Genomic DNA, 23,864 nt, shown 5'->3' with positions numbered 1-23,864 from the left:
TGCTGAAAAGTTGCGCTCTTTCGCCGAAAGTAGACATATGATCCAGCTCACATCACGACCGCTCCCCCTGCGATCACGACCAACGGAACGGGACCCACCATGCGAAGAAGCCCGAGGTGGCGCGCCGCTGCCTGCGCCAGTCTGCTGGTAGTCACCAGCGCGATCACCGCCCTCGCCACGACCCCCGCCCAGGCCCACCCGGTGACCGCCGCCGACTACCAACAGGTGGAGCTGGCCAGGGGAGTCGGCGAGATGGGTGAGCCGATGTCCCTTGCCGTGCTTCCGGACCGGTCGGTCCTGCACACCTCCCGCAACGGCACGCTGCGGCGCACCGACGCCGCGGGCACCACCTCGGTGATCGGCATGCTGGCCGTGTACTCCCACGACGAGGAAGGCCTGCAGGGCGTCGGCGTCGACCCCGGCTTCGCCACCAACCGCTTCATCTACCTCTACCACGCGCCGCCGTTGTCGACCCCCGGCGGCGACGCACCGGCCTCCGGCACCGACTTCTCCGCCTGGAACGGCGTGAACCGGTTGTCCCGCTTCACCCTCAACGCCGACTACACGCTCAACACGGGCAGCCAGGTCACCGTCCTGGACGTGCCCGCGAGCCGTGGCATCTGCTGCCACGTCGGCGGGGACATCGACTTCGACGCCGCGGGCAACCTCTACCTGTCGACCGGTGACGACTCCAACCCGTTCGACTCCGGCGGCTTCTCGCCGCTCGACGAGCGCAGCGGCCGCAACCCGGCCTACGACGCCCAGCGCAGCTCGGGCAACACGAACGACCTGCGCGGCAAGGTGTTGCGCATCAAGGTGAACGCGAACGGCTCGTACTCGATCCCCTCTGGCAACCTGTTCGCGCCCGGCACCGCGAAGACCCGTCCGGAGATCTACGCGATGGGCTTCCGCAACCCGTTCCGGATGAGCGTGGACAAGCCGACCGGCGTGGTCTACCTCGGCGACTACGGCCCGGACTCTGGCGCGGCGAGCGCGACGAGGGGGCCTGGCGGGCAGGTCGAGTTCAACCGCATCACGTCCGCGGGCAACTACGGCTGGCCCTACTGCACCGGCTCGAACACGACGAACGAGACCTACGTCGAGTTCACCTTCCCGTCCGGCCCCTCCGGCGCGCGCTACAACTGCGCGGCGCCGGTCAACAACTCCCCGAACAACACCGGGCTGACGAACCTCCCGGCCGCGCGGGCGGCGTGGATCACATACGACGGGTGCTCGGTCGCCGCGTTCGGCTGCGGGTCGGAGTCGCCGATGGGCGGCCCGGTCTACCACTACGACGCGAACCTGAACTCGTCGGTCAAGTTCCCCGCCGTCATGGACGGACACGTCTTCCTCGGCGAGTACGGCCGCCGGTGGCTGCGCACCGCGCACGTCAACGGCGACGGCACCGCGGGTCAGATCGACACGTTCCCGTGGACCGGCACCCAGGTCATGGACATGGCGTTCGGCCCGGACGGCGCGCTCTACGTGCTGGACTACGGGACGGGGAACTTCGGCGGCGACGCCAACTCGGCCCTGTACCGCGTCGAGTACAACCCGGTCGGCAACCAGGCGCCCACCGCGAAGGTCGCCGCGAACCGGACGTCGGGCCTCGCGCCGCTGACGGTGAACTTCAGCTCGGCGGGCTCGTCCGACCCGGAGGGCGGCGCGCTCTCCTACCTGTGGAACTTCGGCGACGGCACCACGTCGACGTCGGCCAACCCGGCCAAGACCTACTCCACCAACGGCCAGCGCACGGTGACGCTCACGGTCACCGACCCCGGCGGCCGGACCGGCAACGCCTCCGTCGTGGTGACCGTCGGCAACACCGCGCCGACCGTCACCCTGAGCACGCCGGTCAACGGGACCACGTTCAACTTCGGTGACACCGTGCCGTACACGATCACGGTGTCCGACCCGGAGGACGGCACGATCGACTGCACGAAGGTCAAGCTGACCTACGTGCTCGGCCACGACAGCCACGGCCACCCGATCACGTCGAAGAACGGTTGCTCCGGCACGATCGCCATCCCGGTCGACGGCGAACACGACACCGCGGCGAACCTGTACGCGGTGTTCGACGCCGAGTACACCGACAAGGGCGCGAACGGCCAGCCCGCGCTGACCACCCACGCGCAGAACAGGTTGCAGCCCGCGCACCGGCAGGCGGAGCACTACAGCAGCCAGTCGGGCACCAGCCAGATCACCAAGACCGGCGCGGAGGGCGGCAAGACCGTCGGTGAGATCAACAACGGCGACTGGATCGCGTTCCAGCCCTACGCGCTCGGCGGGGTCACGCGGGTCTCCGCGCGGGTGTCCTCCGGCGGGGTTGGCGGGACGCTCACCGTGCGGGCGGGTTCGGCGACCGGCACCGTGCTCGGCGCGATGACGGTGCCGAACACCGGTGGCTGGGAGACGTTCGTCGATGTGGCGACGAACCTCGCAGGCGTTCCCGCGGGCACCACGACGCTCTACCTGACCTTCTCCGGCGGCGCGGGCGCGTTGTTCGACCTGGACGCCTTCACCTTCTCGAAGACGGCGGCAGGCGGGCAGGGGCCGATCCGGGGCAGCGGCAAGTGCGTCGACGTCTCCGGCGCGGGCACCGCGGACGGCACGAAGATCCAGCTCTACACCTGCAACGGCACCTCGGCGCAGTCGTGGGCGGTTACCGGCGCCACCCTGCGCGTGCTCGGCAAGTGCATGGACGTCGCGAGCGGTGCCACCGCCGACGGGACGCTCGTGCAGCTGTGGACCTGCAACGGATCCGGTGCGCAGAACTGGGCCGCGAACGCCGACGGCACGCTGCGCAACCCGCAGTCGGCCAAGTGCCTCACGCCGTCCGGCAACGGCACGGCCGACGGCACCCAGCTGGTGATCTCCACGTGCACCACCGCCACCACCCAGCGCTTCACCCTCCCATGAGAGGAAACGACGTGAGACACACCGTTCGATCGGTCCTCGCGGTGGCGGCCGCCACCGCGACGATCATGGCCTGTACCAGCGGCCCGGCCGCCAATGCCGCGGACGCCCCGTACGACGTCCTGGTGTTCTCCAAGACCGCGGGCTTCCGCCACGACGCGATCCCGATCGGGATCCAGACCATCCGGGAACTGGGCGCCGCCAACAACTTCACGGTGACCGCCACCGAGGACGCAGGCGCGTTCACCACCGGCAACCTCGCCCAGTACGAGACGGTCGTGTTCCTCAACACCACGGGCGACGTGCTGAACGCCACCCAGCAGACCGCGTTCGAGTCCTACATCCGCACCGGGCGCGGGTACGTCGGCGTGCACGCCGCTGCGGACACCGAGTACGACTGGCCCTTCTACGGTGAGCTGGTCGGCGCGTACTTCTCGTCGCACCCCGCGATCCAGCAGGTGACCGAACGGGTGGAGAACCGCGCGCACGCGGCGACCGCGCACCTCGGCCAGACCTGGGTCCGCACCGACGAGCTGTACAACTACCGCACCAACCCGCGCGGCAGCGCGCGGGTGCTGGCCACGTTGGACGAGTCGACCTACTCCGGCGGCACCATGGGCGCCGACCACCCGCACACGTGGTGCAAGGCGTACCAGGGCGGGCGGTCGTTCTACACCGGCAACGGCCACACCCAGTCGAGCTACGGCGAACCGGGGTTCCGGTCGATGCTGCTCGGCGGACTCCGGTACACCGCCGGCCGGACGAAGGCCGACTGCCGTCCGGAGACCGGCTACACCAACCTGTACAACGGAGCCACATCCGGCTGGTCGCAGGCGGGTCCTGGCAACTTCACCAACTCCGACGCCACCCTCACCTCCGTCGGTGGCATGGGGCTGTTCTGGTACAGCACCAAGGAGTTCCGGTCGTACTCGCTCAAGCTGGACTGGCGCATGGCGGGCGACGACAACTCGGGCGTGTTCATCGGGTTCCCGCCGAGCGGCGACCCGAACTCGGCGGTGAACAACGGCTACGAGATCCAGATCGACGCGACCGACTCGGCCGATCGCACGACCGGTTCGGTGTACGGCTTCAAGTCAGCCGACATCGCGGCCCGCGACGCCGCGCTGAACCCGCCGGGGGAGTGGAACACCTACGAGCTGCTCGTCGAGGGCGAACGCCTGCAGGTGTTCCTGAACGGGGTGAAGATCAACGACTTCACCAACACCGTGCCCGCCCGCTCCCTCACCTCCGGCCACATCGGCATCCAGAACCACGGCACCGGTGACGACGTGTCGTTCCGGCACGTGCGGATCAAGGAACTCGGCTCCATCCCGAACCCGGGTGTCGGCCCGATCCGGGGCAGCGGCAAGTGCGTCGACATCTCGGCGTCCGGCACCGCGGACGGCACCAAGATCCAGCTGTACACGTGCAACGGCACCGGAGCACAGACGTGGACGGTGTCCGGCTCGACGCTGCGTGCGCTTGGCAAGTGCATGGACGTCGCGGGCGGCGCCACCGCCGACAACACCCGCGTACAGCTGTGGACCTGCAACGGAAGCGGCGCACAGAACTGGGCGGCGCAGGCCGACGGCACGCTGCGCAACCCGCAGTCGGCCAAGTGCCTGACCCCGATCGGCGGCGGCACCGCCGACGGCACACAACTGGTCATCGCACCATGCACCGGTGCGGCGAACCAGAAGTGGACGATGCCATGACGTGAGGCGGGGCGCCGCGGGGTCCCGACCCCGCGGCGCCTACCGGGAACGTCACCCGACTTCCGTCGGTGGTGGCGCACCATGCGCCGGTCCCACACTCGGGGCATGGTGCGGAACCTCCGAGCGGCGGGTGTCGTCCTCGCCGCCCTGCTGCTGACCGGGCTGTTCACGACTCCCGCGATGGCCGACGACGGCGACGGCGACGGGCTCGACGACGCCATCGAGGACGCCGTCGCCGCGTACTTCTTCCCCTACGTGTGGTTCGACAGCGGCGAGGACTGCACGGACCCGGCGACGGGCTCGAACGCGGGCACGGCGGTCGCGCGGGTGCGCCCCCACCCGGCGGACGCCAGCCGGATCGCGGTCTCGTACGCGATCCTCTACCGCCGCGACTGCGGCGACTGGTGGGGCGGCGGCCACAACGGCGACGTGGAGCCGTTCACGCTGACGCTCGCGCCGAACCCGGCGTGCCAGCACGGTTTCGGCGCGTACGCGCTGCGGACCGTCGCGCACGAGGGCACCGCGTTCGAGCACGTCGACCAGAGCATGCTCGGCAACGCGTGCGACTGGGGCAAGCTCGCGGGGGGCTCGCCGCAGGTGGCACGGATCTACTCGGCCGAGAACAAGCACGGCAACTACGCCTCGCTCGGCACCTGCGAGGACGGCGCACTGGGCAACGACCACTGCTCGGAGTCCTTCACCGCCGACTTCACCGTCGTCAACGCCGGAGAAGACAACGCGCGGCGCGTGGACGAGCTGTCGGCATACCAGTTCCCCGGCGAGTTCGCGTGGACCGCGCAGCCGTTCTCCGGCAGCCTCGGCGCCTCCGGCGGCAACGCGGGCCTGGTCCGCGACAAACTCCTGAATGACGGGCTGTTGCCCGACTAGCGTTGAGTGAAGGCCCCGCACCCGCAGGGTGCGATCCCAGTGCCCCGAAAGACGCTTTCAGGGCGTTGAACGTCCCAGAATCGGCTTTCGTGGCACCAACTATGCCCCGAAGGGCGCCCGAGGGCGCAAGCCCGCCACCAAGGGGCTCCCTGCCATCCCGTCGACCTGGCAACGCCCGATCACACCGTGTCAAGGGGGCACCAACAACACAAACCGGCGCCAAACGCTGGAACCGCCCCCTTGACGCGGTGTGATAGCCCGTAGGGAGGTCGATGGGATGGCAGGCAGACCCGAACCCAACGCAAGAAACCCTCGAAACCCCAGGCCATCCTGGAGACCTGCCCCTCCGGCGAGGAGCCGCCGGAGGCAAACCCGGCGAGGAGCCGCCGGAGGCAAACCCGGCGAGGAGCCGCCGGAGGCAAGCTCGGCGAGGAGCCGCCGGAGGCAAGCTCGGCGAGGAGCCGCCGGAGGCAAGCTCGGCGAGGAGCCGCCGGAGGCAAACCCGGCGAGGAGCCGCCGGAGGCAAACCCGGCGAGGAGCCGCCGGAGGCAAACCCAGCGAGGAGCCGCCGGAGGCAAACCGGTGAGACAAAGATCCACTGGACGTGCCGCCCTAATGGGTGAATCCGTTGTCGGGACGTCGCGGTGGCGTTCTGGGCCGTCACGTCCTGGCGGAAGGACACGATATGCGTGCAGTCGGAGGGAATAAGCGACTGGAGCGTGACACGTGGACAGAGGTGCGCCGTCCGCTGAGTTAATGGAGACGGGGGAACCCGTCGTCTCACTTGTGCAACCCGATCTCCACGGACGGGCGGTGGCGGCGGTCAACGCGGCCAAGGCGCTCGAAACACAGCTCAGCCAGCTGGTCGATGCCGTGGGCCGGTCGATGACGAGCTGGGACTTCGACCAGTCGGTGATCCAGGTCAGCGCACCCGGCGAGATCGACCGGCAGGTCGCCGAGGCGGTGGCGCGCTGCCGGGTGGAACTGCTGACGGTGCAGCCCGGCGGGTCCCGCAGGCAGAACACGCTGCGTACCGCGCTGGCCAGGGACCGGTCCGCGCTGGAGAGGGGCGCCAGGATGCGTGCCCTGTACCAGCACACTGCCCGGCACGACGCGTCGACGGCCGAGTACGTCCATGCGATCAGCGACGCCGGTGGCGAGGTCAGAACGTTCGACGAGCTCTTCGGCCGGCTGATCATCGTGGACCGGTGTGTCGCCTTCCTGCCCGTGTCGGCGGACAACTCCGTGGCCGCCATGGTCGCGCACCCCGCTGTCGTCGACTTCCTCGTGAAGGTGTTCGACCACATCTGGCATCGCGCCGACCCGTTCCTGCCGCACACCGCGCAGAACATCACGACTCCCCTGCAGGACCTGATGATCCGCATGCTGGTCGAGGGCGTGACCGGGAACGTCATCGCCAAGCGGCTCGGCATCAGCGAACGCACCCTGGCCAAGCGGATCGCCCGCCTCAAGCAGGACTACGACGCGCTGACGCACTTCCAGCTCGGTTACCGGATCGCGCTCGCCGATGCCACGCCGACGCGTGAGGGGTAAGGACACAGCGCACAGGTGAAATGTCTTCACCTGGGTCATCGAGGTCCCGCAACAGGTATCCGCCGACTCGTTTACCTGAAATGTCCGGATTGCGCGGGCGTCATTCCGCTGGCTTTACTTGGCGCGCGTTCCTGATCGTTGCTGAAATGAGATATCGATTGCTCTTGTCTCCATTTTGCCGACGGTGTGGGATCGCGTCCCCCGTCGAACCAATGTGCAACCCAGGTAGCCAACGCGGTGGCGATCGTCCCGTCGCGACGGGTCAGAAAGATGCAGCTGCGGAAACATGACTGGGTTAGCGGGTCGATTTCCATCGCACTCGATGTCAGTATTCCGAAGGGTCGTCAGGGGGGGAGGGGTTCACTGTGTGGAAAAGGATCAAAACGCTCCGTGTGCAACGGTGTGTCAGTCGGGATGCGTTCGCTATTCCCGACTCTGGATGGGATTTCCGCGGCTAGCCAATTGATTGTCACCATTTGATATCGAGTTCACGTTCCGAAGTATCCGGGGAATTGCCGGTGTTTCGCACACGGAGCGGGAGGAGTGATTGTGGGAGCTACGAGCGGTGCCTGGTTGCACTGTCCCCGGCCCAGACCCGACGCACGGCTGCGCCTGGTGTGCCTGCCCTATGCGGGCGGCGACGTCACGGCGTACTGGCCGTGGCTCGACCTGCTGGGCGACGAGGTCGAGATGTGGTGCGCCCAGCTGCCCGGACGCGGCAGACGGTTCACCGAGCCGCCCGCGACCGAACCCGGCCTGCTCGTCGGCCCGCTCACCGAGGCCGTGCTGGAGCTGGTGCGACCGCCCTACGTGCTGTTCGGCCACAGCATGGGTGCTCTCCTTGGCTTCGAGCTGGCACGGAGGCTTGACGGCGTCGCCCGGCTGGTCGTGTCCGCGGCCCGCGCCCCGCACGTTCCCCTGCACGGCGACCCCCACCTGCTCGGTGACGCGGAGCTGATCGCCTGGCTGACCGAGCTTGGCGGGGTGCCCGCCGAGCTGCTGGCCAACACCGAGATGCTCGAGCTCCTGTTGCCCACGCTGCGTGCCGATCTCACCGTGTGCGCGGCCTTCCTGGACGAGGGCGCGCCCCTCGACGTGCCGATCACCGTCATCACCCCCGATGCCGACCCGCTCGTGCCGGTCGACCACGCCACGGAGTGGCGGCGGTACACCACCGCCGCCTGCGACCTGGTGGTCCGGCCCGGCGGTCATTTCTACCTGCTCGACGATCCGCTCCTCGTCCTCGACGAGGTCGCGCGGACCACCACTGCGAAGGAAGGTGCGCGGTGACCGAGAGCCCGGTGACCCCAGGACAGGAGCAGGTGTGGTTCTTCGACCAGGTGGTCGAGGACGGCACCTTCCACACGGTGCCGGTGTACGTGGACATCACAGGGCCACTTGACCGCGCCGCGCTGACCGAGGCACTCACGGCGCTCGTGCGCAGGCACGAGCCGCTGCGCACGAGCTATGCGGTGCGGGACAACGAGGTCGTCGCCATGATCTCGCCGGACGCCACGGTGCCCGTCGCATTCCACGACCTGTGTCCGCTGCCCGCGCCCGTGCGCGCCGCGCGTGCGGAAGCCGTGGTGGCGGGCGAACTCGCCCGGCGGATCGAACTGTCCGGCGGGCCGCTGCGACCCACGCTCCTGCGGCTCGACGATGACGTGCACCGGCTCGTGCTGATCGTGCACCACATCGCCATCGATGGTGCGTCGGTGGCCGTGCTGCAGCGCGAACTCCTTGCCTGCTACGACGCGGCGGTGGCCGGACGCGAACCCGAGCTGCCCGAGTTGCCCGCCTGCTTCCGCGACTTCGCTGCCCGCTCGCGCGAGGGTGACCACACCGAGGACGTCCAGCGCTGGCGGGAGGACCTGGCCGACCTGCCGGAGCCTGCGGAACTGCCCGGCGCCCGCACCCGCCCGGCGCCACCCGACTTCGCATCGGACTCGCTGCCACTGGTCGTGCCTGCCGACCTCGCCACGGCGGTGCGGAAACTGGCCAGGGACAACCACTCCTCGCCGTACATGGTGCTGCTGACCGCGTTCTCCGTGCTGCTCCACCGGCTCACCGGCGTGCGTGACCTGGTGATCGGCACGCCGTCGGCGGGGCGTGGCGACGACGACACCCAGGACCTCGTCGGCTACTTCGTCAACATGCTCCCGCTGCGGATACGGCTGGGCTGGGACGCCACCGCGCACGAGTCCATGGGGCAGGTGCGCGACGCGGTGCTGACCGCGCTGGACCGGCGCGACACCCCGTTCCACCACGTGGTGCGGGCGTTGCGCCCCAGCCGTGATCTTGACCGCCACCCGGTCTTCCAGCTCGTGTTCGCCTGCCCGCCGCCGCTGGCGGCACCGAGCGCGGCAGGCGGCGCCACCTTCGGCTTCACCCAGGGCACCAGCACGCAGAGCATGTACGACCTGGAGGTGCAGCTGCCCGACAGCGGTCACGGCGAACTGCGTGGCTGGGCGAAGTTCCGGACCTCGCTGTACCACCGCAGAGACATGGCGGACCTGCTGGCCCGGTTCGTCACGGTGTTGCGTCAGGTGACCGAGGCGCCGGATGTCCGGCTGTCCAACCAGTCGCTGCTCGAACCCGAGGAGTACCGCGCCATCACCCGTGACCGCAACGCCAACGCCACCGGCTACCCGGCGCTGGCCTCGCTGGTCGAGTTGTTCCACCAGGTCGTCGACCGATACCCCGACGACGTCGCGGTGGAGTTCGGCGACCACCGGCTCACCTACCGGGAGCTCGACCAGCGCGCCAACCGGTTCGCCAACGGCCTGCCCGCCGCCCCGGTCGGCGTGTTCCTCGAACGCGGCGTGGACTGGGTGGTCGCGGTGCTCGCGATCCTCAAGGCGGGCGGCGCGTACCTGCCGCTGGATCCGGACTACCCGGCCGACCGGCTCGCCATGCTGTGCGCCGACGCGGGGGTGCGCGTGGTCGTGTCCGACAGGCCGCTGCCTGAGCTGCCCTCCGTCACCGCCGTGACGGAGACCGGAGAAGGCGACCCGGAACGTCCCAACAGGACAGTCGCTCCGGATGACCTGGCCTATGTCATGTACACCTCCGGCTCCACGGGCAGGCCGAAGGGCGTGTGCGTGACCCACCGCAACGTCATCCGCCTGGTCCGCGACACCGACTACGTCGTGTTCGAGCACGGCGACCGGATCGCGCAGGCTTCCACCACGACGTTCGACGCGGCCACCTTCGAGGTCTGGGGCTCGCTGCTGTCCGGCGGCTGCCTTGTCGGCCTGGCCAAGGACGTCGCGCTGAACCCGCCCGAGCTCGGGCGGTGGTTGCGCACCAACGAGATCGACATGCTGTTGCTCACCACCTCGCTGGCCATGCACGTGGCACGGGAGGCCCCGTCGGCATTGTCGTCACTGCGTTACTTCGTCTTCGGCGGTGAACAACCCGACACCACCGCGGTCGCCATGCTCGCCGCGCACGACGGCGGCCCGGAGCACATCGTCAACGGCTACGGCCCCACCGAGACCACGACGTTCGCGGCCACCCATCGCTGCAACGACGTCCGTGCCGGCGACACCCGGATCCCGCTGGGCACGCCACTGAACAACAGCAGCCTCCACATCGTGGACAGCTACCTGGAGCCCGTGCCGCTCGGCGTGGTCGGCGAGCTGTGCATCGGGGGCGACGGCGTGGCGCGTGGCTATGTCGGTGCGCCCGAGCTGACCGCCGAGCGGTTCGTGCCCGACCATCTCGGTGGCAGACCCGGTGCTCGCATGTACCGGACCGGCGACCTGGCCCGCCTGCTGCAGGACGGCACCGTCGAGTTCCTCGGCCGCATCGACCGCCAGGTGAAGATTCGCGGGTTCCGCATCGAACCCGGCGAGGTCGAGGCGGCGCTGCGGGCGTCGGGCCTGGTGCGGGAAGCGGTGGTCGTGCCGCGCGACGACGGGGCCGGTGACGCCCGGCTGATCGGCTACGTGGTGCTGGCGCAGCCCGGCAGGCAGCAGCTCGACGTGCTCGGTGACTACCTTCGCGGCACGCTGCCCGACTACCTGGTGCCCTCCTCGCTCGTCGCGTTGGACGCCTTTCCCTTGACCCGAAACGGGAAGCTCGACCTGCGAGAGCTCCCGGAACCCGCCGCCGACGAGCCGTCGGGTCCACACGCGCGGCCACGCACGCCGACCGAGCGGCAGCTCACCGAGGCGTGGGAGGCCGTGCTCGGCACCGAGGGGATCGGCAGGGACACCAACTTCTTCGACCTGGGCGGGCATTCGCTCAAGGCGACCCGGCTGGTCGCTCGCATCGCGAACGACCTCGGCGTCGACGTGTCGCTGCGGCTGCTGTTCGACCACCCGACCATCGCGGGCCTGGCCGCCGAGGTGGAGCGGCTGCGTGCCGCCACGCCGGTCCCGGTCGGTGCGCCCGCGCTCAGGACCCCGGACCGGTCGCGGCTCAGCATCGTGGACCTGCTCGACGATCTCGACCACGCCGAGCGCTGACACTGGAGGAATTGTGCAGGATGTGTTGCGGCGCCTACGGGCGCTGGATCCCGACCACCGCGCGGCGGTACTCGCCCAACTCACGACGCGGGGCGAACAGTTCGGTGTGCACCCCGTGTCCTCCGGTCAGCGCAGGCTGTGGCTCCTGGACCAGGTGCACCCCGGCCACCCGGTCTACAGCGTTCCCTACGCCTTCCGGGTACGCGGTCACCTTGACGCCGAGGCACTCGGCGCGGCGTTGCGGATGCTCGGCGAACGCCACGAGGCGCTGCGCACGGTGTTTCTGGACATCGGCGGCGAACCGCGGCAGGTGGTCCTGCCCGATGTCTCGTTCGGACTCGTCGTCACCGAATGCCCGACGGCCGAGTCCCGGCGCGACGCTGTCGCGGCCGAGCAGGCCGACATCGAGGCACGGGCCCCGTTCGACCTCGGCGAGGGACCGCTGCTGCGCGCCAGGCTGGTGCGCTTCGCCGCCGACGACGCGTTGCTGTTGGTGACCCTGCACCACATCGTGTGCGACGGGTGGAGCACGAAGGTGCTCTTCGACGAGCTGCGCCGCGCCTACCCGGCTCTGCTGGACGGAGTGCGACCCGACCTTGGCGCCCCGCCACTTCAGTACGTGGACTACACCCGGTGGCAGGCCGAGTGGTCGGCGGGACAGGCCCGCGCCGGGCTGGTCGGCTACTGGACAGAGCGCCTCGCAGGCGTGCCGCCGGTGCTGGAGATGCCTGCCGATCGCCCGAGGCCCGCCGAGATGGCGATGCGTGGCACGGTGGCGGGCTTCGCATGGCCAGGTTCGCTTGACGAGTTCTGCCGCACCGAACGGGTCACGCCGTTCATGGTGCTGCTTGCCGTGTGGAACGTGCTGCTGTACCGCTACATCGGCCAGGACGACCTCGTCGTCGGCACCGCCGTCGCCAACCGCAACCGCGTCGAGCTGGAGAACGCGGTCGGCTTCTACGTCAACACCCTGGCCCTGCGCACGCGGGTCGACCCGCATGCGGGCTTCCGCGCACTGCTGCGGCAGGTCCACGACACGACGTTGGACGCACAGGCACACCAGGACCTGCCGTTCGACGCGGTCGTCGACGCACTGCGGCTGCCGCGCAGCACCGCGCACCACCCGCTTTTCCAGACTCTGGTCGTGATGCAGGACGGCGAGCGGGACATCATCACCCTGCCGGGGCTGGACCTCCAGCGGGTGCCCAGCCACATGCACACCGCCAAGTGGGACCTCCAGCTCGCCGTCGGCTCGACCGAGGGCGAGATCAGCGGTTGGCTCGAGTACGACACCGCGTTGTACGACGAGGACACCGTGCACCGGCTGCTCGGTCACCTGCGGGTGCTGCTCGACGGCGCGCTGGCCGACCCGGAGCGGCCCGTCGGCCTGCTGCCGATGCTCACCGCCGCTGAACGGACCCGGGTGTTGCGGGAGTGGAACCCGCCGACCGAGCCGCACCTGGGCGGACGGCTGGTACACGAGCTGGTCGAGGCCACCGCCGACCGCACCCCCGACGCGGTCGCCATGGTCCATCGCGACCAGCGGCTCACCTACGCCCAGCTCGATGAGCGCGCCAACCGGCTCGCCCACCACCTGCGGGCGCTGGGTGCCGAACGGGAGACCCTCGTCGGCATCTGCCTGCCGCGCGGCCTCGACCAGATGGTCGCGATGCAGGGTGTGCTCAAGTCCGGCGCCGCCTATGTGCCGCTGGATCCGGAGTACCCGGCGGACCGGCTGGCGTACATGCTGCACGACTCCGGAGTCCATCAGGTGATCACGGTGGCCGACCTCGCCGGGCGGCTGCCCCGGGACACCCCGGCGATCCTGGTCGACGCGGGTGCGGAGGAGATCGCCAGCCGGTCCGCCGACCGTCCACATCGGATCGGTGAGCCGGACGACCTCGCCTATGTCATCTACACCTCCGGGTCCACCGGACGCCCGAAGGGCGCGATGATCCCGCACCGCGGGGTGTGCAACCTCGCCGACGAGCAGGTGCGGATCGTCGGCACCACCCCGGGCGACCGGGTGCTCCAGTTCGCGTCGCTGAGCTTCGACGCGTCGGTGCTGGAGATCATGCTCGGCCTGCACTCCGGCGCCACCGTCGTACTCGCCGACCGGCACGACCTGCAGCCCGGCCCCGACCTCGCCCGCACCATCCGCGAGCAGGGCGTCACCACGACGTTCCTCCCGCCCACCGTGCTGCGGCTGATGGACCCGGCCGACGTGCCTGGCCTGACCACGCTGACCGTCGGCGGTGAGGCATGCCCCGACGAGTTCGCCGCCGCATGGGCGCCGGGCAGGCACTTCCGCAACATCTACGGCCCCACCGAGACCACGATCTGGGTGGCCTCCGCACGCGGCGACGGCACCGACAGCCCTCTGCCCATCGGCTTCCCCATCGACGGCCTCCGGTGCTATGTGCTCGACGGCAACCTCGAACCAGTGCCGCCCGGCGTGCCTGGGGAGCTGTGCATCGGTGGTGCCGGGGTGTGCCGGGGCTATCTCGGCAGGCCGGGGCTGACGGCGGAGCGTTTCGTGCCCGACCCGTTCAGCGGCCGTCGTGGCGCCCGGCTGTATCGCAGCGGCGATCTGGTGCGGTTCCGTTCCGACGGTGCGGTGGAGTTCCTGCGCCGCATCGACGACCAGGTCAAGGTGCGGGGGTACCGCATCGAGCTAGGCGAGGTCGAGGCCGTGCTCGGCAGGCACGAATCGGTGCGCGCCGCGGTCGTCACCACCCGCGAGGACGTGCCGGGTGACGTGCGGCTCGTGGCCTACGTGGTGGCCGGGCCGGGGCACACCGTGGACGCGACGGTCCTGCGGGCGAGCCTGCGGCGCAGCCTGCCGGAGCACATGGTGCCATCGGAGTTCGTTGCCGTGCCGACCATTCCGCGCACCCCCAACGGAAAGCTCGACTACCGGGCCCTGCCGGCACCCTCCTCCTCTGCCCCGCCCCGCACCGTCATCGCCGAGGGCACCGATTTGGAACGCACGATCGTCGGCGTCTGGCGGGAGGTGCTGCGGGTGGACCACATCGGCACGGACGACAACTTCTTCGACCTCGGTGGCAATTCCCTGCTGCTGTCCAAGGCCCGTAGCAGGCTGGCCGAGACGCTCGACCGCGAGGTCGCGGCGGTCACGCTGTTCACGTTCCCGACCGTGCGGGCGCTGGCAAGGCACTTCGAGGGCGACACGAACAGCGCCGCCGGTACCGGTACGGGACGCGACCTCGCAACGGGCAGGCGTGCGCTGCTCGCTCACTCGGCCCGGCGGAGCGGCGGTGACAGACGATGACGGAGCTGACCGGACTGGAGATCGCGGTCATCGGCATGGCGCTCAGGTGTCCCGGAGCGTCCACAGTGGACGAATTCTGGGACCTGGTGCTCGACGGGTCCTCGGTGCTGCGGCGGTTCACCGATGAGGAGCTGGACGACGCGGGCGTCGACCCGAGTCTGCGCGCCCAGCCCGGTTTCGTCCCCTCGGGCGGGGTGCTGGACGGCGTCGAGCACTTCGACGCCCGGTTCTTCGGCTACAGCCCACGTGACGCGACCCTGCTCGACCCACAGCAACGGCTGTTTCTCGAATGCTGCTGGCACGCCATGGAGCACGCCGGGCATCGCGGAGGGGACCGTGGCGAGGTCGTCGGCGTGTACGCCTCGACCACCATGAGCACCTACCTGTTGCGCCACCTGCTCGGCAACCCCGAGGTGCCCGGCGGCCTCAGCCCGCTGGAACTGGTGCTCGGCAACGACAAGGACACCCTCGCCACCAGGGTCGCCTACCACCTCGACCTCACCGGCCCGGCCATCAGCGCGCAGACCGCGTGCTCGTCGTCGCTGGTGGCGATTCACCTGGCCTGCCAGGCGTTGCTCAGCCGCGACTGCGACCTCGCGATCGCCGGTGGTGTTTCGGTCCGGCTGCCGCAGCACGAGGGCTACCGGCACCACGAGGGCAGCATCCTCGCCGCTGACGGGCGCTGCCTGCCCTTCGACGCGGACGCGGGCGGTGTCGTCGGCGGCAACGGTCTCGCGGCTGTGGTGCTCCGCCCCCTCGCGGACGCGTTGCGTGCCGGCGACACCATCCACGCGGTGGTCAGGGGCACGGCGGTCAACAACGACGGTGCGGACAAGGTGGGCTTCACCGCGCCGAGCGTCACCGGTCAGACGGCCGTGGTCAGGAGCGCGCACGAGGCGTCCGAAGTGGACTCCTCGACCCTGGGGTACGTCGAGGCGCACGGCACCGGCACCGCTCTCGGCGACCCGATCGAGATCGCCGCGCTCTCCCGTGGTTTCACCTCTGCCCCGGAAAGCTGCGGGCTCGGCTCGGTGAAGGCGCTGGTCGGGCACCTTGACGCGGCGGCGGGTGTCATCGGGTTCGTGAAGGCGGCGCTCGCCGTCAAGCACGGCGTGGTGCCACCCAGCCCGTACTTCCGCACTCCCAACCCGGAGCTGGGGCTGGAAGACGGGCCGTTCACCGTCAACCCGGAGCCGATGTGCTGGCCCGGCAGCGGCCCCCGCCGTGCCGCGGTAAGCGCGTTCGGCATGGGCGGCACCAACGCGCACGCCGTGCTGGAGCAGCCGCACGCCACCGAACCCCCGGGCCCCAGCCGGTCCCGGCAACTGCTCGTGCTCTCCGCCGCGACCGCCGACGCGCTGAACACCAGCCGCGCCCGGCTCCGCGACACGCTCGCCGCACCGGACGCGCCGGTGCTGGCCGACGTCGCCAACACCCTGCGCGTCGGTCGCCGCACGACACTGCCGCACCGGATGGCCATCGTGTGCTCGGACCACAACCAGGCCGCGGCGCTGCTGTCCGACGGGTCGGACGGTCCAGTGTGGACGGACGAGTGCCACGGCGGGCGCAGGCCGGTCGTGTTCCTGTTCCCCGGCCAGGGCTCGCAGTACGCGGGCATGGCGATGGGGCTCTACGCCGAGGAACCGGTGTTCGCGGCCGCGCTCGACGAGTGCGCGGAGCTGCTTGTCCCGCACGTCGGCACAGACCTGCGGCAGGTGATCCGGTCCGGTGAGGGGCTGGGGGACACCCAGTTCACCCAACCCGCGCTGTTCGCCGTCGAGTACGCGCTGGCCAATCTGTTGGCGCACTGGGGCGTGCGGCCCTCGGCCATGCTCGGCCACAGCGTCGGCGAGTACGTCGCCGCGTGCCTGGCGGGGGTGTTCGACCTCCCGGACGCGCTGGCGCTGGTCGCCGCCCGTGGCGAGCTGATGCGGCGTCAGCCCGGCGGCGCGATGCTCGCCGTGCCACTGCCCTCGGACGAGCTGACCCCGCTGCTCCACGGTGACGGTCTCGCGCTGGCGGCGAGCAACGCACCCGCCATGAGCACGGTCGCCGGACCGCACGACGCGGTGGACGCCTTCGCCAAGCGGCTGGCCGACCGCGGTGTCGTCGCCCGAGGGCTGCACACCTCGCACGCCTTCCACTCCGCGATGCTCGATCCGATGCTGCCGGAGTTCCGCGACCGCGTCGCCGCCGTCCGGTCGCACGCGCCGAGCACGCCGTTCGCGTCCAATGTGACCGGCGACTGGATCACCGCCGGGCAGGCGACCGATCCCGGCTACTGGGTGCGGCACGCCCGCAACACCGTCCGCTTCAGCGACGGGTTGCGCACGGTCCTCGCAGGCGGGCCGACCGTCCTCCTCGAGGTGGGACCCGGCAACACGCTGGCGACCTTCGCTCGCCGCCATGACCTGGCGGGCACCGGGCATGCCGTACTCGGCTCGCTGCCGCACCCTCGCGAGGACCGCGACGACCTCGGGACGGTCCTGTCCGCGCTGGGCCGGTTGTGGCTCGCGGGTGCCGACGTGGACCTGGCGAAGCCGACCGCCGACGAACGCCGGTACCGCGTCCCGTTGCCGCAGTACCCATTCGCGCGGACCCGGCATTGGGTGGACCTGCCGGGAACCACCGCCGTGCGCGAGGAACCCCCGGAACCCGAAGCGGTGCCGGGCGTGCCGCGTGAGCAGACCCCGCCGGGCGGTGACCTGGAGCGGGTCGTGCTGATCTGGCAGGAACTGCTCGGGATTCCCAGTGTGGAAGCGCATGACAACTTCTTCGAGCTGGGTGGGCATTCCCTGCTGGCCACCCGGATCCTGGCCCGCATCGCCGACACGCTCGGGGTCGTGCTGCCCTCGGGCGCGATCTTCGCGGCGCCAACGCCCGCTCGCCTGACCGAGGAACTCGCTCGGGCCCGCGCCGAGCAGGAAGACCAGGAAGTCCCTGAGGACCCCGACGACTTTGCCCGGCTGCTGGCCGAAGTCCGAGACATGTCCCCTGATGAGCTGCGCGCCGAGCTGGGCCGCGAATGGCACGCCGAGGAGATCTCCCGACCATGACAGAGCGTACCGACCTGGCCGACCTGACCGAGGAGCAGCGCCAACTGCTGCAACTGCGGTTGCGACGCGCCGCGCGTGTCGACGCGCCGCTGTCGTTCACCCAGGAGCAGTTGTGGTTCCTGGACCGCCTCGATCCCGGCAACCCCGCCTACGGCATTCCGTTCGGCCTGCGGCTCACCGGGCCGCTGGACCGCGCCGCGCTGGCACGGGCCCTGGCGGCGGTTGTCGACCGGCACCCCGCGCTGCGCACCACGTTCATCGAACGCGACGGCGAGCTGCGCCAACGAGTGCACGAGCGGATGGCCGTCCCGCTGGCGGTCACCGACCTGACCGGTGCGGCCGACGTGGCGGAAGCGGCGCGGAAGGTGGCCGCCGAGCACGCCGGGTACGGGTTCGACCTGACCACCGGCCCACTTCTGGCCCTACGGCTGGTCGTGCTGGCCGACCAGGAACATCTCCTCCTGGTCACCGCGCACCACATCGTGTTCGACGCGACCTCGGCGGTGGTCTTCAGCCGCGACCTGGTCGCGGGCTACGACGGGCGCGAGTCCGGCCCGGCCGGGTCGTTCGCCCGGCACGCCGCCACCGAACGCCGCAGGCTCGTCGGCCCCGTGCTGGACGAGCACCTCGACTACTGGCGCACCACGCTCGCGGACGGCCCCGTGACGTCCACCCTGCCGCCTGACCGGGCCCGCCCACCGGTGCAGACCCATCGCGGCGGCAGGCTGCCCTTTGTCGTGCCCGCCGAGCTGACCGCCGCACTGGTCGACCGCGCCCGTCGTGCCGGTGTGACGCTCAATGCCGTGGTGCTGGCCGGTTTCGCCGCAATGCTGCACCAGGTCACCGGCCAGAGCAGTGTGCTGCTCGGGATGCCCGTCGCCGGACGGCCCCGCACCGAGCAGGCCGCCATGATCGGCTCGTTCGCCAACATGCTCGTGCTGCGGATCGACCTGTCCGGCAACGACACCGCCAGTGAGCTGTTCAAGCGCACCCAGCACACCATCAGCGAGGCGTATACCCATCAGGACGCTCCTTACGCGCGGGTCGTCGAGGCCGCCGACCCGCCGCGCGACCCGAGCCACAACCCGCTCTTCCAGGTCATGCTCAGCCTCACCGACGCACCGATCGAGCGGAGCGTGGCGCGTGGCGTGGAGTTCACTCCGGTCGAGGTGGACAGCGGGCTGACCGACTTCGACCTGTTCGTCACGATGTCCACAGTAGACGGTGAGCTGCGTGGCGCGATCGGCTACAACGCGGACCTGTACCTGCGCGAGACGGTCGAGCGCGTCGCGGACGACTTCCGTGCGGTGCTCGGGATTCTCGCCGACCAGGAACTCACCGTGCCGGCCAGGGGGCGGGTCACGCTGGCGTCCTCGTTCACGGCGGACCCGTTGCGCGGGCCGCTCGCGGTGCTGACCGGCGTGCTGCGCCTGCCGGTCGATGTGGAACTGGCGCCCTACCACCAGATCGTGCAGCACCTCCTGCGTGGGTCTCACGACACGCTCGCCGACGTCGTGTTGCTCCGCTGGGAGGACTGGCTGCGGCACGGCGACACCACGTCCGACGCCACCTCCGACACCGTGCTTGACGAAGCCTGGCGTGACCTTGCGGCGGCGATCACCGCCAACCGGCACGCCTCGACCACGCCGCTGCTGCTGGTGGTGAGCCCGCCGTCGCCGGACATGGCGTACCGGGTGGCCCGCGTGGACGACCGGCTCGCTCTGCTGGCCGACGCGACCGAGGGTGTGCACGCGGTGTGGTTCACCGACTGGGCCGACCGCTACCCGGTCACCACCGTGTTCGACCCGCAGGCCGACCGGCTCGGCCACGTCCCATACACCTCGGAGCTGTTCGCCGCTCTCGCTCAGCTCATCACCCGTGAACTGCACCGGATCACCGGCCGCGACACCGCCGAAGTGGATGCCCGGCTGATCGCGACAGAGCTGGCCACCCCGGCGGCACTGGCCGAGCGGGCCACCCCGGCCCGCGTCGGTATCTCGCCGGGCACACCACCGGTCGCCCCGCGAACACCGACCGAGAAGCGCATGGCCGAGCTGTGGCAACAGGTGCTTGGGCTGGACGAGGTCGGCGTGACACACGACTTCTTCGCGCTGGGCGGCCACTCCCTGCTGGCCACCCACCTGCTGTCGCGGGTGTACGCCGACTTCGACGCCGACGTGTCGCTGCACACCCTGTTCACCCACCCCACCGTCGAAGCACTGGCCCGTGTGGTCGAGGAGTCGGGCGAGCGGCGCGGCCAGGCGATCCTGCCCGCGGTGCGCGAGGGTGACCTGTCGCTGTCGTCCACCCAGCGGCGGCTGTGGGCGATCGAGCAGCTCGGCGGCGACCCGACCCGGCACAACACCGCCTTTGTCGCGGTGTTGCACGGCGAGCTGGCGGTCGGCGCACTGCGCCGCGCGGTCGCGGACGTGGTGGCACGGCACGAGATTCTGCGCACCACGTTCGCAGAACGCGACGGCCGTCCGATCATGGTCGTGCACGAGTCGATGGACTGCTGGGTTGGCGAGATCGACCTCACCGACGAGTCGCCCCGCGACCGCACCGTCGCCGTCCGCCAGCACATCCGGGGGCACGCCAAGCACCGGTTCGACCTGGCGCACGGGCCGCTGTTGCGGGTCCTGCTGCTGCGCACCGGCGATGCCGAGCACCATCTGCTCCTCGGCATGCACCACATCGTCTGCGACAACACGTCCTGGGGAGTGCTGCTTGGCGAGCTGGCCGCCGGGTACGCCGGTGCCGGTGCGTCCGGTCTGCCCGCGTTGCCCGTGCAGTTCGCCGACTTCGCGGTCTGGCAGCACGACCTGCTGACCGACGATGGTCTTCGACCGCAGGTCGCGTACTGGCGGGAGCGGCTGCGTGGCGCGCCACCCATGACAGAGCTGGCCACCGACAAGCCCCGGCCGAGGACCAGGACCGACCGCGCGGGGCGCGGACGCGCGCGGATCGCGGACGGCAAAGCGGTCCGCGAGCTGGCCCGCAACGCCGGAATCACCCCGTTCACCGCGCTGCTGGCCGCCTACGCGGTACTGCTGCACGAGCGCGGAGCCCAGCAGGACGTGGTCCTCGGCGTGCCGCAGGCGGGCCGCAACCGTCCGGAGCTTGAGGCGTTGATCGGCTGCTTCACCGACCTGCTGCCGGTGCGCGTCGACCTCACCGGGCAGCCAACCTTCCGGCAGGTCGCCCAGCGCGTGCACCGCACGGTCATCGAGTCCTACCAGCACCAGGACGTGCCGTTCGCGACCATTGTCGACGCGGTGCGCCAGCCCCGTAACCCCGCCCATCACCCGGTTTTCCAGTGCGCGTTCAACCTCGCGGGCCTGCCGGACGACGCGCTGAGCTGGTCAGGCCTGCGACTGCGGGTGCTGGACGTGCCGGTGACCGGCATCGACTTCGACCTGTTCCTCAACCTGTCGTGGGACGGCGACGGCCTGGAGGCCGTGCTGGAGTACAGCACCGACCTGTTCGGCCAGGACGGCGCCGAGGAACTGCTGGAGGACTACGTCACGCGGCTCGGCGACCTGGTCGCGCGGCCGGACGAGCCCATCGCGACCAGGGAAACCGAACCCGTGCACCGGATCCCGGTGCGTGTCGCCTCGTCGTTCCCCGCCGATGACGCCCGTGCCGTGCTGGAGTGGTGGGCGGGCAGGCTCGGCATCGGGGTGGCGGCCGAGTTCGCCCCGCCCGGCCAGGTGTTGCGGTCGCTGCTGGACCAGAACGCCGGACTGGTCGCTGATGGCCTTGCCGCACTGGTGATCCGCTGGGACGACCTGCTGCCCGCCGAACCGACACCGGGTTCGGTGGCCGGGTTCGAGGCCCGGCTGGCGGAACTGTGCCAGGCGCTGGCAAGGGTGCCCGGAGAGCTGGCGGTACTGGTCGCGCCTTCCGGCCGGGTCACCACGGCGCCGTGGCCCGGCGTGTTCGGGCACGCCACCGACCGGCTAGGTGCCTTCCTCGCCCGGCATGACGGCCTGTCCCTGCATGAGACCGCCGACGTCGGCACCACGCTGGCGCGGCTGCTGCACCGGCACGTCGCGCGCCCGGTCGACACCGTCGTGCTGAACGCGGCCCGTTTCCCCGGCGACCTCGCCCGGTTCGCCCGCACGCAGACCCGGTTCGGGCGGCGCGTGCTGGTCACCGGCGAGGTGGCGCCGGAAGTGCTGGCCCTGTCCGGCGCCACAGCGTCCTCAGTGGACACCGGTGGCTTCGTGGTCGACACCGGCGACCCGGACGCCCTCGGCCACCTCTGGGCATTGGACGAGCCTGGCCCCGGCGGCGACTACGTGCTGCCCGCCGGGCTGGCGGCACAGATCGCCGGACCGCTGCGCACCCCGGAGGGGGTCAGGGCCGCGATGACCGGCGGCCCCGAGGGCGGTCGGAAGCAGACCCGCGTGCCGGTGCCCCCGCGTACCGAGCGGGAGCGCGCCCTGGCCGCCGTCTGGCAGGAGGTGCTCAAGGTCGCCGAGATCGGCGTGCACGACGACTTCTTCGAGCTGGGCGGGGACTCGATGACCGCGATCGAGGCGGTGGCGGCGGCCAACCGCGCAGGCTGGACGATCACCCCACGCCAGCTGGTGGCCACACCGACCATCGCCGAGCTGAGCGTTGCCGAGCCCGAGATCGTGTCGGCCAAGCAGGGACTCGTCACCGGCGAGTTCCCGCCCACCGGTGCGCAGCAGTGGTTCTTCCAGACCCTGGCGACCACGATGTCCGCGCCGTCGCACTTCAACCACCCGTACTACCTGAGCCTGCGCCGGGAGGTCCCGGCCGAGCACGTGGCACGCGCGGTCGCCGCACTTGCCGCGCACCACGACGTGCTGCGGCTGCGGTTCCGGCACACCGGCACCGGCTGGGTGGCCACGCACGCGCCGGTCGACGGCGCGGTGCCGTTCGAGTCGCACCGGTTGTCCGACGCGAACCAGGCCGACGCGATCGTTGACCGCCTGCAGGCGAGCCTGGACCTGGCGCACGGCCCGCTCGCCAGGGTCGTCCATTTCGGACTCGACGGGGAACCGGACCGGTTGCTGGTGATCTGCCATCACCTTGTCACCGACGGCGTGTCGCGCAACCTGCTGCTCGAGGACCTCCAGACCGCGCTGCGACTCGTCGCATCCGGCGAGGAACCGCGGTTCCCGGCCAAGACGACCGCCTATCGCGACTGGGCGCACAAACTGGAGGAGTACCGGCACGGCGAGGCGCTTGCCGCCGAGCTGCCCTTCTGGCTGGCGCAGGCCCCCGGCACCGAACAGCTTCCGGTGGACCTGCCCGGCCCCAGCACCTTCGGCACGCTGGACAGCGTCGGCACCGCGCTCGACGCCGAGATCACCGGCGGGCTGCGTGAGTTCGCGCGGGAACACCAGGTCGGCATGGGCGACCTGCTCGCGTGGGCCGCCGTGCGGCTCGCCGCTGACTGGACCGGTTGCCGGGAGTGGACGATCGCCACGACCGGTCACGGCCGCGAGGCACTGTTCGACGACGTGGACCTCTCCCGCACGCTCGGCTGGTTCCAGGTCCTGTACCCGGTACGGCTGCGCCTGCCGGAGCGGACCGACGACGCCGCGGCGGTCGCCGGCATCGCGGGCCAGCTGCGGGAGGTGCCCAGCGGCGGCATCGGCCACGGGCTGACGCGGTTCGACCACCCCGACCCCGAGGTGCGGCGACGACTCTCCATGACACCGCAGCTCACGGTCAACTACATGGGTGCGTTCGGCTTCGAGGACGTCTCCTCGGCCGACGAGCTGTTCGACCTGTGCCGCGGCCCGCTCGGCCGCGTACAGGACCCCGGCGGCGTGTGGCCGTCGGTGCTCGACGTCGTCGGCACCCTCGTCGGCGACCGTCTGCGGGTCGACCTCAACTTCGGCACGCGGGTCCACCAACAGGCCACGGCCGAGCGGTTGCTCGGCCGGCTCGATGGGCTGCTCGTTGCCCTGGCAACCAGGAAGGGATGAGGTAA

Annotated in this window: 9 protein-coding genes; all 9 read left to right on the top strand. The window is 70.7% G+C overall.

Annotated features, from left to right (window positions below; translation table 11 throughout):
• Positions 1-99 precede the first annotated feature (99 nt).
• The 9 genes from WBA97_RS06370 to WBA97_RS06330 all read left to right on the top strand — a co-directional run bounded on the left by WBA97_RS06370 (position 100) and on the right by WBA97_RS06330 (position 23,859).
• Positions 100-2,919, top strand: a complete 2,820-nt coding sequence (locus tag WBA97_RS06370; RefSeq protein ID WP_424229759.1) for a PQQ-dependent sugar dehydrogenase — start codon at positions 100-102, stop codon at positions 2,917-2,919.
• A gap of 11 nt (positions 2,920-2,930) precedes the next feature.
• A complete protein-coding gene (locus WBA97_RS06365; protein ID WP_424229758.1) occupies positions 2,931-4,631 on the top strand; it encodes a ThuA domain-containing protein in 1,701 nt (566 codons plus the stop codon).
• Between the two features lie 105 nt (positions 4,632-4,736).
• Positions 4,737-5,519, top strand: coding sequence for a hypothetical protein (locus WBA97_RS06360; protein WP_424229757.1), 783 nt, complete (start codon positions 4,737-4,739; stop codon positions 5,517-5,519).
• Positions 5,520-6,332: 813 nt separating this feature from the next.
• Positions 6,333-7,073 (top strand): hypothetical protein, encoded by a 741-nt coding sequence (locus WBA97_RS06355; RefSeq protein ID WP_424229756.1) that lies wholly within the window; start codon positions 6,333-6,335, stop codon positions 7,071-7,073.
• Between the two features lie 549 nt (positions 7,074-7,622).
• Entirely contained in the window at positions 7,623-8,363 is a 741-nt protein-coding gene (locus tag WBA97_RS06350; RefSeq protein ID WP_424229755.1) for a thioesterase II family protein, read from the top strand.
• Positions 8,360-11,545: a non-ribosomal peptide synthetase gene (locus WBA97_RS06345; protein ID WP_424229754.1), complete on the top strand. Its 3,186-nt coding sequence runs from the start codon at positions 8,360-8,362 to the stop codon at positions 11,543-11,545. The genes WBA97_RS06350 and WBA97_RS06345 overlap by 4 nt, the downstream gene beginning before the upstream one ends.
• A 13-nt stretch (positions 11,546-11,558) precedes the next feature.
• The gene (locus WBA97_RS06340) at positions 11,559-14,837 is read left to right on the top strand and encodes a non-ribosomal peptide synthetase (RefSeq protein ID WP_424229753.1); all 3,279 of its coding nucleotides are present in this window, start codon (positions 11,559-11,561) and stop codon (positions 14,835-14,837) included.
• Entirely contained in the window at positions 14,834-17,893 is a 3,060-nt protein-coding gene (locus tag WBA97_RS06335; RefSeq protein ID WP_424229752.1) for a type I polyketide synthase, read from the top strand. The genes WBA97_RS06340 and WBA97_RS06335 overlap by 4 nt, the downstream gene beginning before the upstream one ends.
• Positions 17,890-23,859, top strand: coding sequence for a condensation domain-containing protein (locus tag WBA97_RS06330; RefSeq protein ID WP_424229751.1), 5,970 nt, complete (start codon positions 17,890-17,892; stop codon positions 23,857-23,859). Before WBA97_RS06335 ends, WBA97_RS06330 begins: the two co-directional genes overlap by 4 nt.
• Positions 23,860-23,864 lie beyond the last annotated feature (5 nt).

This window comes from Actinophytocola sp. (genome assembly GCF_049647105.1).
GTDB lineage: Bacteria > Actinomycetota > Actinomycetes > Mycobacteriales > Pseudonocardiaceae > Actinophytocola.
The sequence above is the reverse complement of the archived record's forward strand: the minus strand, read 5'-3'. Positions and strand labels throughout refer to the sequence as shown.